The 14303-nt window shown below is 34.9% G+C and carries 14 protein-coding genes; 3 read left to right on the plus strand and 11 right to left on the minus strand.

Features of this window, described 5'->3' with window-relative positions; translation table 11 throughout:
- Positions 1–34: 34 nt before the first annotated feature.
- The 3 genes from AC4BBX_RS07060 to pepG1 all read left to right on the plus strand — a co-directional run bounded on the left by AC4BBX_RS07060 (position 35) and on the right by pepG1 (position 1353).
- Complete coding sequence (locus tag AC4BBX_RS07060; protein WP_490453186.1) at positions 35–406, plus strand: helix-turn-helix domain-containing protein; 372 nt, start codon at positions 35–37, stop codon at positions 404–406.
- 373 nt (positions 407–779) lie between these two features.
- The gene (locus AC4BBX_RS07065) at positions 780–938 is read left to right on the plus strand and encodes a hypothetical protein (protein WP_490453187.1); all 159 of its coding nucleotides are present in this window, start codon (positions 780–782) and stop codon (positions 936–938) included.
- Between the two features lie 274 nt (positions 939–1212).
- Entirely contained in the window at positions 1213–1353 is a 141-nt protein-coding gene (pepG1, locus tag AC4BBX_RS07070) for a type I toxin-antitoxin system toxin PepG1 (protein WP_490453188.1), read from the plus strand.
- A 193-nt stretch (positions 1354–1546) separates the two neighbouring features.
- On the opposite strand, the gene AC4BBX_RS07075 is transcribed toward pepG1, so the two are convergent.
- The 11 genes from AC4BBX_RS07075 to AC4BBX_RS07125 all read right to left on the minus strand — a co-directional run bounded on the left by AC4BBX_RS07075 (position 1547) and on the right by AC4BBX_RS07125 (position 14125).
- Complete coding sequence (locus tag AC4BBX_RS07075; protein ID WP_490453189.1) at positions 1547–2089, minus strand: DUF2179 domain-containing protein; 543 nt, start codon at positions 2087–2089, stop codon at positions 1547–1549.
- Positions 2090–2373: 284 nt separating this feature from the next.
- Positions 2374–3831: a sucrose phosphorylase gene (gene gtfA, locus AC4BBX_RS07080; protein ID WP_490453190.1), complete on the minus strand. Its 1458-nt coding sequence runs from the start codon at positions 3829–3831 to the stop codon at positions 2374–2376.
- A 75-nt stretch (positions 3832–3906) separates the two neighbouring features.
- Positions 3907–6090: an alpha-galactosidase gene (locus tag AC4BBX_RS07085; RefSeq protein WP_490453191.1), complete on the minus strand. Its 2184-nt coding sequence runs from the start codon at positions 6088–6090 to the stop codon at positions 3907–3909.
- A gap of 72 nt (positions 6091–6162) precedes the next feature.
- Positions 6163–7473: an alpha-glucosidase/alpha-galactosidase gene (locus AC4BBX_RS07090; RefSeq protein ID WP_490453192.1), complete on the minus strand. Its 1311-nt coding sequence runs from the start codon at positions 7471–7473 to the stop codon at positions 6163–6165.
- Between the two features lie 26 nt (positions 7474–7499).
- Positions 7500–8324: a carbohydrate ABC transporter permease gene (locus AC4BBX_RS07095; RefSeq protein WP_490453193.1), complete on the minus strand. Its 825-nt coding sequence runs from the start codon at positions 8322–8324 to the stop codon at positions 7500–7502.
- A gap of 15 nt (positions 8325–8339) precedes the next feature.
- Positions 8340–9236 carry a carbohydrate ABC transporter permease gene (locus AC4BBX_RS07100; protein ID WP_490453194.1) on the minus strand — a complete coding sequence of 299 codons (897 nt, stop codon included), beginning with the start codon at positions 9234–9236 and terminating at the stop codon, positions 8340–8342.
- A 69-nt stretch (positions 9237–9305) separates the two neighbouring features.
- Positions 9306–10565, minus strand: coding sequence for an ABC transporter substrate-binding protein (locus AC4BBX_RS07105; protein ID WP_490453195.1), 1260 nt, complete (start codon positions 10563–10565; stop codon positions 9306–9308).
- Positions 10566–10703: 138 nt separating this feature from the next.
- Positions 10704–11723, minus strand: a complete 1020-nt coding sequence (locus AC4BBX_RS07110) for a LacI family DNA-binding transcriptional regulator (RefSeq protein ID WP_490453196.1) — start codon at positions 11721–11723, stop codon at positions 10704–10706.
- A 171-nt stretch (positions 11724–11894) separates the two neighbouring features.
- Entirely contained in the window at positions 11895–12221 is a 327-nt protein-coding gene (locus tag AC4BBX_RS07115; RefSeq protein ID WP_490453197.1) for a hypothetical protein, read from the minus strand.
- 217 nt (positions 12222–12438) lie between these two features.
- Complete coding sequence (locus AC4BBX_RS07120) at positions 12439–13251, minus strand: MetQ/NlpA family ABC transporter substrate-binding protein (RefSeq protein ID WP_490453198.1); 813 nt, start codon at positions 13249–13251, stop codon at positions 12439–12441.
- 220 nt (positions 13252–13471) lie between these two features.
- Complete coding sequence (locus tag AC4BBX_RS07125) at positions 13472–14125, minus strand: deoxynucleoside kinase (RefSeq protein ID WP_490453199.1); 654 nt, start codon at positions 14123–14125, stop codon at positions 13472–13474.
- Positions 14126–14303: the final 178 nt, after the last annotated feature.

Consider the following 14303-nt stretch of genomic DNA (forward strand, 5'->3'; position numbering starts at 1 on the left):
TCCTAGGATTATAATGAAAAGAGGCTTGATACCTATGGATACGAATATAACTTGTCGTCGAATTATTGATTTGCGAGAAAAAAGAGACTGGTCTCAAACAAAGCTTGCCTCAGAATTAGGTATTAGCAAATCCACAATGAGTAAAATTGAAAATGGTTCTCGAAAACTCTCTACTGAAGAACTAGATAAACTTTCCGATATATTTAATGTCACCGCAGATTATTTGTTGGGTAGAAGCGACTATCCTTTGAATCATCAGAAAAACATTCAATATGACTTGGAGCTGTTACTAAGTTCAGAAGCAAAGTTAACTTACTCTGATGAATATGTTATTTCTGAAGAAGAAAAGAAATTTTTTAACGATATTATTGCGGGACATTTCCAATTGTCCGACAAAAAAGAATAGATAGATGAGCGTTTATTCCACTCATCTATCTATTCTTTTATTTTATGATCTGTTCTAAATTAAAAATAAAATCTTTATATTTTCCCAAGTTTTTCGTCACAGTTAATTCATATTTATTCTTTATATTATATGTATACCACAAACACCCTAACACTTTTTCATTTTTAACTCCTTTGTCCACTGGTTCCCCGACCAGTGGACTATTTTTTTGTGGAGAATGTTGTAAAAGAGCACAAAAAAGAACTAGTGTTCCTATGTATTTTTAGTTATACTATAAATGACAGTAAAGTTTATGACGGTGGCGATTCTTTGAGAGGTGGTGGTGCTTATGTATGTAAGTACTAAAATCTATGAAAGGAGTAGCCTTTTGCAAATGGCAGAAATAATCGTTGTCTTAGTGACTATTATACCGCTACTAGTAGCCCTAGTTGGTTTACTAGAAGCGTGCGTAAAGTTAGTGACAACAATTATAGAAGCTCGTTCCGCTCGCTCTAAAAGCCAGCGGAAGACGAAAAAAAAGCAGAAAAAATAACCGTCTAACTTTGGCCAGTTACGGTTATTTTTTGAAATAATCACTATGCCACCATCTTAATCGGTGCTGTCTAGGGGAGTTGTTGATGCAACTCCTCTTTACACTTTTATTATAGTCAATGAAGTCAAACGATGTCAAACGTTATATTCAAATACTTATGTTTTGCCAATTAACAACAAAAAAAGAACTAGTGTTCCTACCCATTTTTAGATATACTAATAGATAACAGTAAAGTTTATGACGGTGGCGATTCTTTGAAAGTGAGGTGGTGCTTATGTATGTAAGTACTAAACTCTATGAAAGGAGTAGCCTTTTGTCTGCATTGGAAACAATTCAGCTAATCTTAGCATTTGGTACATTTACCATTGCTTTGATCAAACTGATTGTAGATTTGCTTAAAAACGACAAAAAATAACCGTCTACTTTAGCAGGTTACGGTTATTTTTTAACTAAACACTTGCCACCGTCTTAATCGGTGCTGTCTAGGGGAGTTGTTCGCGCAACTCCTCTTTACATTTTTATTATAGTCAATGAACTTGATAAACGTCAATTATTTTATCTAGTTTCCTTTAAACAAGTTCAGTGGTTAAGAAAATCGTAAAGAATTTTTACTTATTTTTCATTCTTCGTTTGACTCTTTTTGTCCAGAAACCACCTGAAATATTTTTAGGTTCGTGACTAACGATAAAGGCTCGTTTTTCGACTTCTTTAATAGTTTGATACAAACTTTTTTCTTTGCTTCTTGGAGATAAAATTTCTAGGATAATTCGTGGCCCTTCCAATCCTTCACCTTGAACAACGGTAACACCAAACCCTTTTTCTCTCAATATTTTGGGTAGATTTTCCTCTTCTTCTGTAGTCGTAGGTAATATAGCAGTGACCATGGTGTACCCTAACGCCAATTTATCTTCTATTTTGATTCCCACACTAATCCCAATTGCATATCCAAGTGCGTAGATAATCAAATTTAGTGGATTATCCAGTCTGTCCAATACCATGGACAATCCTAAAACATAAATGATAATTTCCACCATACTTACTAAAGGTGCAACTACACGATACCCTTTCATAGTCAATAAAAGGCGGATCGTACTCAAAGTGACATAGGCAAAGTTTACCAGAAAAATCATTGCTAACATTTTTAATTCCATTCAATATCCTCCTTTTTCTACTATAATGTGATCGTTCAAAAAACTCGCTTCCTAATCTTTTTCATAAAAATTTTAATCCAGTAATCATTGAAAGTATATAATAATACTAAATGACTATATATGAAAATAACAATATTTTGTTTGAGCGTATCTTTTACATTAAAATTTCCTTAATCACATTTATTGTAGATCTGCTTAAAAACAAAAAAATAACTGTCGACTTTAACAAATCACAGTTATTTTTTGATTAATTTAAATATTGTTCAGTGTCTTAAGCGGAGTTATTAGAAGGAGTTTTTTTGTTCTATAATAATGGCTTCACCATCTCCAACAACAAAATCCTTTGTTAAAAGATTTGCACTTAAGGTAGCAATAGCTGTACCTTCTCCATTGTTTCTAGTGATTGTTATTTCTGAATCACTGGGAGTGTTTACTTCAATGGATCCCTCTAAATCAAAAGCTTCGGACTGATTACGGAATTGCAAGAGTTTAAATAAATTCGCTACTACTGGACGCTCAACTTCTCCAGAAATTTCTTCTAAAGAATAATAATGTCGATTGATATTCCGACCTTCTTTGGTTGCTTCCAACAATTCAATATCATTTTTCCCAGCAAGTAGTCCTACATAATAAATTTGTGGGATACCTGGTGCAAAAATTTGGATTGCTCGCGCTAACAAATAGCTTCGGTCGTTGTCTCCCAACGCACTATAATAGGTACTATTAATTTGATAGATATCTAAATTATTATAATTAGCACTTGAATAGACTTTATTAACGTTTGCTCCTACTTTGTATAATTCTTCTGAGGTATAATCTAACTCTTCATCACTTAATAAATCTCTCGCATCGACTACTCCAATCCCATCGTGGGTATCTAAGGTGGTAAATTGTTTCATCGGACTCATTTTTAACCAATTTGCTAGGCGATTGGATTTGCCACTATATAAAGAATATAGAGTTACCATTGGCAAGGCAAAATCATAGATATAATAATCATGCTCAGCGATTTTCATTTGAATAGTGTAATGTTCATGAATTTCCGGTAACAATTCCACGTCATACTTCGCAGCTTCTTTCCGTACTTCGTCTAATAATTCCCAAATCTCTGGTTCAACAAAAAAATCATTCGTATCTAATTTTTTGATCGCATACGCGAAGGCATCCAAACGAATCAAAGAACACCCATGATTTGCCATATCCTGAATGGTTTCACGAATAAATTTTTTCACAACTTCCTTTGTCACATCCAAATCAATTTGTTCTTCACCAAAGGTATTCCAGACTTCTTCTGCCTTACCATCTGCAAATTCTACACTTTGAAAAGGCGCTTTGTCTTTTCGTTTATAGATTAAATCAATATCTTCTTGGGTAGGGCGTCCTTCTGGAAAAAATTCATGAATACGAATAAACATGTCTTTATAAGGAGAATTTTCATGATTGGCTTTAAAATCTTGGAAAAACTTGGATTCTCTAGAAATATGATTAATCATAAAATCAAACATCAAATAATACTCTTCTCCCAATGCTTCAACATCTTCCCAAGAACCTAAGTCAGAGTCTACTGAGGTATAGTCACTCGGTGCAAAGCCTCGATCTCCGGTTGATGGAAAAAAGGGCAACAAATGAACGCCTCCAATGACTCCTTGTAGATGTTCATCCAATACTTGTTTTAATTCTCCCATATTTTTTCCAAGACTGTCGGCATAAGTGATTAACATTGCTTCATTTTTTATTTTCATCTCGCTCATCCTTCCTACTAACATCTATTTTTCAAAAACAACCAACTCTGAAATATTCAAAGTTGGTTGATTCGTTTATATTTTTTTCAAATAAAATCTTTGAGTTGCATAATCGCCGTGCAATTCTGGATCAATATAAAAGCCGACATTCATCAATTCATCTCCACCAACTTGATCGTCTCCAAATTGATAGCTTGCTTCAGTATCCAAGCCCGCCAATTTTAGAGTAACTAATGGATGACTAGCTTCAGCTAATACACGGAAATAGAAAACCATCGCTTCTGATTGATCTTCAGAAACAAACATCCAAGCCGTATCATTCCCGTCAAAGGGACTCTTTAGTCGATAAAATTGTCCAAATTGTAGTAAGCGACGATGGGTTTTGTAGAAGGCTACTTGGTCTTTTATTTCATTTTTTTCATCAGTAGATAGTTCCGTCAAATCTAATTCATATCCAAAAACGCCTGACATGGCAACATTGCCTCGAATTTCCAAGCTTGTGTTTCTACCCGTCTGATGATTTGGTACGGCAGAAACATGGGCACCCATACTAGAGATTGGATAAACCAAACTTGTTGAATACTGAATTTTCAAACGAGCAATGGCATCTGTGTTATCACTTGTCCATGTTTGAGGCATATAATAAAGCAAGGCTGGATCAAAACGTCCTCCTCCACCAGAACAACTTTCAAACAAAACATTTGGAAAATCCTGCGTTAATTTTTCTAAAAACTCATAGAGTCCTAACATATAACGATGAGCAACTTCTCCTTGCATGGAAGCATCTAACAAGACGGAATAAACCTCAGTCATATTACGATTCATGTCCCATTTCACATAATCAATCGGCACACGACGAAAGAAATCTGCCATTTGTTTATAAATATGATCGCGCACGTCTGCTCTAGAAAAGTCCAATACATATTGATTCCGACTGATAGATCTCGGACGATCAGGAATACCTAAAGCCCAGTCAGGATGGGCACGGAATAGCTCACTATCCTCAGAAATCATTTCTGGCTCAAACCAAATACCAAATTTCATCCCTTTTGAATGGATTTCTTTAGCTAACTCTTCTAAACCATTAGCAATTTTACCTTCTGTTTCGACCCAATCACCTAAAGAAGTATAATCACTTTCACGATTACCAAACCAACCATCATCTAAAACAAACATTTCAATGCCTAAATCATTGGCTTCTTCCACAATATTCATGATTTTCTCTTCATCAAAATCGAAATAGGTCGCTTCCCAGTTATTAATTAACGTTGGTCGCTCTTGCAATTTATATTTCCCACGAACTAAATGATGATTGTATAAATCATGATAGGTATGAGACAAGGCATTTAACCCTGTTTCACTGTAAGTCATCACAACTTCTGGCGTTTGAAAAGCAGCTCCTTTTGCTAATTGCCAGCCAAAATTAAATGAATTAAGCCCCATAATCACACGCGTTTGATCAAAAGGGTCTTTTTGAATGACTGTCTCATGATTACCACTGTAGACTAAGCTAAAACCATACGCTTCTCCTTGGAACTCAGTCGTTTGCGGCTCCACTATTGCGACAAAAGGATTTTGTTGGTGGCTACTTGAACCACGTTTACTGTCCAATACTTTGATACCAGTTTGAACTTTTTCTCTAGTCAATTGACGTTCTTTCGCCCAAGTTCCATTTAAGTGTACTAATTCAAGTTCACGATTAGGAAAATCAAGCGACTGACTAGCTAAACGATTGATTTCTACTGATTCTTCTCCTTCATTGATTAATTGAGAAGAACGAATAATTGCTGGATAATCTTCAAAAATTGTATAGAAAAGTTTAAGGGTTAGTTGAGAAATTTCATCTTTCAAAAAGACAATTAACGTCTCTGCTTCTTCTGTCTGTTCAGTATAAAGAGCAGGTAAGCCTTCCAATGAAGGTTTGCCTGTTTCAACTTCATAATGATCGTAACGAAAATCGTGTACTCGACTCCCATTCGCTCCTTTAATATTATGAGCAGGCTCTCTAAAATCACCAAACCCGTGTCCAGGAAATTCTAACGGTAACGTATCTAATGACAACAGACGATCATTCGCTTTTGAATCATTGGGTGAAAACGAGCGATCCGTTCTAGGATAACGATAGCTCCCAGAATAATTTTTGACAGCCTTTCCAAAATAAAGATGTGCTAAATAGTTATTTTCTTCTATCTGTAAGATGTAACTAACTTTCTTGTTGCTTAAATGAAATGTTTTTTGTTCTGAATTAAAATCAATCATGTTTTCACTCCTTGCATTCTTAATCAGAAAAGAAGAGCCAGAGAACGGGTTCCCTCTCTCTTCTTTTCATTTTTATTTGTAAGTTGGTAAGTAATCTCCGTGTGCTTCAATTAAATCATCCACAAGATTTTTGATATCTTCTAAAGATAATTCAGAAGACAAATGTGGATCTAAATAAGCAGCTTGGTAAATTTTACTTTTCTCTAAGGTTAATGCAGCTTCTACAGTTAGCTCTTGCACATTAATGTTCGTACGGTTTAAGGCTGCTAATTGTGTTGGTAATTCTCCTACATAGGTTGGTTGAACGCCATTCTTGTCTACTAAACAAGGAACTTCCACACAGACATCTTCTGGTAAATTAGTAATCAAGCCTTTGTTTAATACATTACCTGCAATCACAGATGGTGTACCTGTCACAATCGAATCCATAATATAAGAAGCATATTCTCTACTTCTAATATGTGTTAAATCTCCATTATTGACAATCTCATCTCTCATCGCTTCCCAATCGGAAATTTGTTGTTCACATCTTCTTAAATATTCATCTAATGGAATGCTCAACTCATCAATTAATTCAGGATACTTAGACTTGATGAAGTATGGATGATACTCGGCATTATGCTCACTAGACTCCGTGATATAGTAACCAAAACGTTTCATTAATTCAAAACGAACCGAATCTTTGTGAGGATTGGGTTTTTCCTCTGCTAATTTTCGAATCGTTGGATAAAAATCTTCACCATTTTTAGTGATTTCTAACAAGAAAGCCATATGGTTGATACCAGCAATCTTCCATTGGAAATCATTTAAATCATATTCTTCCGCAATTCCTAAATGTTCAAATAACTCCGGGACACAAACTTGGACACTATGACATAAACCAACTGTTTTAATATTAGTTGCTTTTAAAACACCCATCGTTAGCATCGCCATTGGGTTTGTGTAGTTTAATAACCAAGCATTCGGACACAATTCTTCCATTTCTTTGGCGAATTCTAGCATTACTGGTAAAGTTCGTAATGTTCTAAAAATCCCTCCAATGCCCATTGTATCCCCAATGGTTTGTTGCAATCCATATTTTTTAGGAATTTCAAAGTCAATTACCGTGGATGGTTTGTAGCCACCAACTTGAATCGCATTAATTACAAAGTCCGCATCACGAAGTGCATCTCTACGATCATGATAAGAAACAATTTCTGCACGATTATCATTCGAATTTTTATTGATATTTTTTAACATTAATTCTGATTCATTCAATCTTTTTTCATCAATGTCATACAAGGCAATGTGTGCATCTGCCAGACTAGGCGTTAGCATTGCATCCCCTAAAACATTTTTTGCAAAGATTGTACTACCAGCACCAATAAAAGTTATTTTCGTCATTTTGTATTCTCCAATCCAACTGAGTTTTATAATTTTCCGCCTGTCGTTGCAATACCTTCGATAAATTTACGTTGAAAGACAATAAAGATAACCACCATTGGCCAAATAGCTAACAACGAACCTGCCATTAATTGAGGGAAATTGGTTGCATATTGTCCTTGTAAATTAGCCAATCCAGAAGCAAGTGGCATTTTATCAATAGAGGTATTCACAATCAACGGCCACATTAAGTCTTTGAAAGCAAACAATGCGGTAAAAATACCTAAAGCAATCAAACCTGATCTGGCCAATGGCAACATGATTTTAAAGAAAATCGTCCAAACATTAGCCCCCTCCATATAAGCGGCTTCTTCTAATTCATCTGGCAATCCCATAAAGAATTGACGCAATAAAAAGGTTCCAAAAGCACTGACAATCCCTGGCAAGATTAAAGCCGGCATCGAATTTAGAATTCCTAAATTTTGTGCCAATAAATATTGCGGAGTGATAAAAATCGAACCAGGAATCATCATTTGAATTAATACCATTCCAAAAAAGAGATTTTTCCCTGGAAAATTAAGTCTTGCACAGGCATACGCTGCCATTGCTGAAAAAATTACTGAACCAGCAACTCGGCCGAGGACCATAAAAAACGTATTTACATAAAATGCACCAAAAGGTAATAAATTTAATACATCTTGATAATTATCAAATTGAAACTTTTCAGGAAAAATCGTTGGTGGAATTTGCGTTGATTCTACCAGTGTTTTACCGGAAGTTAAAATCATCCAAATAAATGGCAGTGCCATAATTATTCCACCTAATATGAGCAGTACATGTGACCATATATTTGAAGTTGCTCTTTTTTTCATTCCTCCACACTCTCCTTAATAGTTTACCCATTTTTTCTGTAACTTCATTTGAATCCCTGTAATAACTAAGATAATCACTAGCAATAACATGACAATCGCAGAACCATAACCTTTATCATTCAAGATAAATGAGTGTTTGTAGAATAAATATGCCAGTGATTGCGAATGGAACATTGCTTCACTATTTGGAGTAATCATCATAAAAATTACGTCAAATACTTGAAAAGAGTTAATAACTGTTGTTACGACTACAAAGAATAAGGTCGGTGTTACTAGAGGTAAAGTGATATTAAAAAACTGTTGCACAGGACTAGCACCATCAATGTCAGCTGCCTCATAATAATCTTTAGGAATTTCTTGTAGACCTGCTAATAGCAAGACCATATTATGTCCAATCGCGCTCCAGACCCCAACAATAATGATGGAGTAAATCGCAATAGACGGATTGGTCAACCAAGAAGGACCGTCAATTCCAATTTTTGCTAACATATTATTAATCAATCCATAATCATTATTAAACATCCAACGCCAAATCATCGCAACAGCAGATGGCGCAGCTACAACCGGAAGAAAATAAATCGTTCGGTAAATAGATAAACCCTTGATTTTCTTATTCATTAATACTGCAACTAATAAAGATAAAATAACAATACTAGGGATAGATACAACTGCATAAATCAGCGTATTAATTAATGAACGAAATACTTCTCTGTCTGAAAATAATTTTGTATAATTTGCCAAACCGACCCATTGTGTATTACCAAAGCCCACTGTTCTTTGAAAACTTAAGATAGCCGTTTGAATTGCTGGCCAAATATTTAATAAAAGTAAACCTAATGCTGTTGGGAAAATAAATATGTAACCCCATATCACTTGGTCTTTGCGATATTTTCCAAAAAGTTTATTCTTCATAATATCCCCCTTTAAATTTAATCAATATTCGTAAAGATGAGCATTCTCATCTTTACGAATAACATTTACTTACTCTACGCCTAAAATTGTATTCACTTCTTGTTCAATTTGAGCGGTTCCTTCTTCTACACTGACACTACCTGACAAAATTCGATTAATAATTTGTACTTCTGCTTGCTCTGCACGCAAACCATCTTTATTGTAAGGACGAGGAACACCGTATTCCAACATTTGACCAAATGCACTTAAATCAATCGAATCAGAAGAATTTGCCCACACATCTTCAAATCCTTTTAAGGCAGGAATAGATGCACCTGTTTCAGCTTGAATTTGATTCGCTTCTTCACTTGCTAAAAATGTCATTAATTTTTTCACTTCGTCAGGATGTTTCGTATTTGAACTAGCTGCCCAACCTAAACCATTTGTAATGGTTGCATTGATTTTTCCTTTTGGTAAAACGGCAGCTGATGCATTTTCAACCATGTAGTCGTTTTTCAAGAAACCTGGTGCAAACCAGTTTCCTTCAACCATCATCGCTAGTCTTCCTGATTCAAAACGACTTAATTTGTCTGGATCTTGCAACTCTTGAATCGTTGGTGATGAATGATCAACTAAAGCAATATCACGATAAAATGCCAAAGCTTCTTGCGCTTCAGGAGTATTTAAACCTGAACGAGTATTATCATCAGCAAATACTTCTCCACCATTTTGGTAAATAAATGGCCAGTAACCTGTCTCTGTTCCAATATGAGAAGCAAAACCATAAATTCCAGCTGATTCATCTGTTAACTCAATCGCGGCTTCTCTTAGTGTTTCCCATGTCCAAGTATCATCTGGATAATCAACACCTGCATTATCAAAAATTTCTTTGTTATACCAAAGACCGACAACTGATGCATCTTTAGGAATCGCATAAAGTTCATCTTCTAAAGTATAGAAATCAGCCAACCCTTCAGTAAATTCATTCATATCAATATTGTTCTCTTCTACTACTTCATTTAATCCCATCAATACATCTTGAGACATGTATTTATATGATTCACTTGAATGCATGGTAACCACATCTGGCATATTGCCTCCAGTTGTTGCTGCTTCTAATTTCACCCAATATTGATCCCATGGTGTTGTTTCCATTTCTACTTTGATATCAGGATTTTGATTTTCAAATTCATCTAACATTGCTCTTAAACCAGGAGCTTGTTCTGTATCCCAGCTAGCATAACTTAACGTTACTTGATCACTATTATTACTACCTCCTCCACATGCAGCTAATAAAGTTGTTGCCACTAAAGCCATTCCCGTTAAAGCTAATCGTTTTCCACTTCTCATTTTGTTACCTCCTAAAATTTGAATGCGTTTTCTTTTATTAACAACAGTATAAATGTTAACTTAACGTTTAGTCAATATATTTTAGTAAAATAAATAAAAAAGTTAGTAAACACTACGTTTAGTGTTTACTAACTTTTTTTAAATTTCTTTTTCACTTTCTCTAACAATTACATTATTAGCAACGATTACTCGAATCGGGATGTCTCTTATTTTCTTTAATCTGGCATGCATTACACGAACAGCGATTTTCCCTAATTCCTCTGTGTTTACATTAACTGTACTTAAGGAAGGTGTTAAAAATTCAGCTACTTCGATGTTGTCAAAACTAGCAATCGAAATATCATCCGGAATTGTTAATCCTTGTTTTTGTAAAGCTCTATACGCTCCTACAGCTATAGGATCATTCCCAACAATTAGTGCTGTCGGAAGTTTATCTCGATTTCTTTGAAGCATTTCTTCTGTGGCTTTCATTCCATCCAAGGTGGTCCATCCTCTAAGATAGGTCTGAATTGATTCGCTTAAATTTTTTTCACTCATCCATTGTTCATAAGCAACTTTCCGGTAATCATCTTCCGAAGCATGACTCCGACTATTTTCATCTATTCGAACTCTACGACCACCAATAAAGGCAATATTTCGATGACCTTTATCATATAAACGATCTAAATGCTCTCTAGTCGCTTGTGCCAAATCTGTATAAACTGCGTCCCATTTAGAACTTGCACTTGGATCATCAATAATCACAATATTGTTATTAACAGTTGCTACCATTTCAATCACTGAAGACAACACTTGACCAATAATCAATACTCCTGAGCAATCTCTTAGTTCATCCACATGCAAGACATCTTCTGAAAGACGGATTGTTTTATACAAGTTCACTTTACTTTGTTCCGCTTCAAGTTGGATGCCTCTGCGAATCGCTCGGAAGTAAGGATCTTCTAATTCGTCAATTTCAGAAACTGTGGTAATTACCGCAATACTACTTAATTTTTTGCCTGAAGCCTTCTTAAGTGAGTAATTATAAAAATTTACAGATTCAGCTATTTTCTGACGTGTCTCTTCTGTCACAGAAAGGGTCGGATCTTCATTTAATACACGAGAAACAGTTGCAATAGATACTCCTGCTCTCTTGGCTACATCTCTTATACCCGCCATACCCTTTTCACCTTCTTACTCCGTTTACTAAAATATAAGCACAAAAAAGGTAAATAAGCAAATAGCAAAAGGCTAAAAACTGTAGAAATAACTGATATTATCGGTAATTTTCAATAAATTACTTAATCTCCTCATTAAACAAAGTTTCATCCGCTTGAAGATCAATTACTTTCAAACGACCTGTGTTTTTAACATAGAGCTTTTAACCACTTTTTGTCCTGTGGCGTTCTCAAATAGCATCACTCGATTATTTCGATTGTCCGTTACGACTTCATACTGTAAGGACTCAATTGGTGTAACCGCATTAATTGCTGACCATTCTTCCATCGCTTCATTTTCTTCATTCGTCGTAGCTTCTGTAAAATCAGAATCGACAACGGTTTCCTCTGTTGTTTGGTTTACACCTGATTGTTGAGTTTCTTCCAATGAGGAGGTTTGACAACCTACCAATAAAAGCAAACTCATTGCAACAGACACCATTCCCACTACTATTTTCAACTAACTCCAACTCCTTTTTTCTATTTACTAATAGGCTATTATAGTCCTTCTGCTCACCCAATTTATTTGCTAGAAAATGAAAAATAATTAGCGAAATGTTTTTTCTAGTACTCGGACGCCCTACCTGCCAATAACTATATTAAATTATGTGAATGATAAAAATAGGTAAAAAAAGTCCGACAATCCTATAGACTGTCAGACTTTACTTTCTGTTTTCTTAAAAAGAAGGAATCATTGTATCGCCATGTTTTTCTTCCATAAAATCGCGAACTTCTTTGCTTGTCATCGCTTTTTTCAAGACTTCTATTTTTTCAGAATCACGGATATCTTCACGAGTAACAATTTGTAGCGCAAAATGATCCGTTTTACTTTCCTCTAGAAATATTGCATCATCTGGTGTTAAATTCACTTTTTTGATATACGCTGGATAATTATATACAAGTGCTACACCAGGTTCATTATAACTTTCTGATAGGTTCAGTAAATCAACAGACAACCATTTAAAGTTTTTCGGATTTTCTACAACATCTCTGATGCGGCCTTCCACACCTACACCATCTGCTAATTTAATTAAACCTTGCTCTTCTAAAATAGCTAACGCACGACCTTCATTTGTTGGATCATTTGGAAGTGCAACTTGTACATTGTCAGGAATTTCATCTATTGTTTGATAGTCTTTCGAATAAAAACCAATTTTCACGTCATAAATTGGTTGTACCGCAACTAAATGTGCATTTTTTTCTTCGTTATATTGTTCCATAAATGGTTTATGTTGAGCAAAATTTGCATCTGCTTCTTCGTGTTCAACCATGTCATTGTAAGCAACGTTATCCGTTACAGACACATTTTTGATTTCCCAACCATCTTTTTCCGCGACTTCTGAAGCAATTTTGACCATCTCTGCACTCGTTTCAAGTTGAGTAGCAACAGTGATAACTTTCTCCTCAGATCCTTCGCTTTCTTGATTTCCACAAGCACTTAATGTTGCAATCGCGATTAATGAAAGCATCGCTCCATACCATTTTTTCATTTCTTTCCCCCATTATTTCTGAATTTTGTTTGTTAGACCAAACAAAATCAGTATAACATAACAAAAATCGACTAATCGATTTTTAAGCTCTCTCATAGAATCCCTAACTAATGAGATACTACTCTGAGTGGTATTGATTGATTTAAAAAAATTTTTCGTGGAACAGATTCACAAGCTAAAATAAATATTCTCTAAAAAAAAACGATTTGAGTTAATCTACTCAAATCGTCTCTTTGCGTACTTCTTTTAATTTTTCGTCAATCAATTCAATGACTTTCTTCGCTGCTTCTGTATCTTCGACGAAATTTAATACATCGCCATCGATTTGAATTTTAGGACTAGCATCATAGTCGTTATACCACTGATCGTAACGCCGATTTAACTCTTCATAGTAATCATATAGACTTGGATCATATGAGATTTGTTCAAAGTCACGACCTCGTTTTTCAATACGATCTAGCATAGTCTTAAAGGATACTCGAATATGGATTAATAAATCTGGATGCTTTTTGTGCGCGGCATAAGGCAGTTCTTCCAACATATTTTTTAATAGCTCATCATATACTCGGACTTCTGTTTCTGTCGCACGACCTAAATCGGCATTTAGATGAAATAATAACGAGTCCTCATAAATCGAGCGGTCCAAAATATTGTTATCATCTTTTAATGCTTGTTTGATACTATCAAAACGTTTATTTAAAAAATAAATTTGTAGTAAAAATGCATATTTATTTGGGTCTGCATAAAAAAGTGGCAACACTTCATTGTCATCTACAGACTCATAAAATGCCTGACTTCCCAAATGTTCTGCTAATAATGCCGTCAAGCTAGATTTTCCTGCTCCTATTGTTCCTGCTAATACAATCACACTCATTGCCTCCAACTCACTTATCACTAAATATTGTACTTTTTTTCAACTTATATACTTTAACCTACTATATCTAGTGGAGTCAAGAAGAATTATTGAAAGAATTTTATTAGGAAATCTCAAATAAAGTTTTAAGATTTCAATTTTTTTTATCGAATATGCGCGGAACCCTTAACGTGAGCAC

Source organism: Enterococcus sp. AMC1157 (assembly GCF_058216555.1).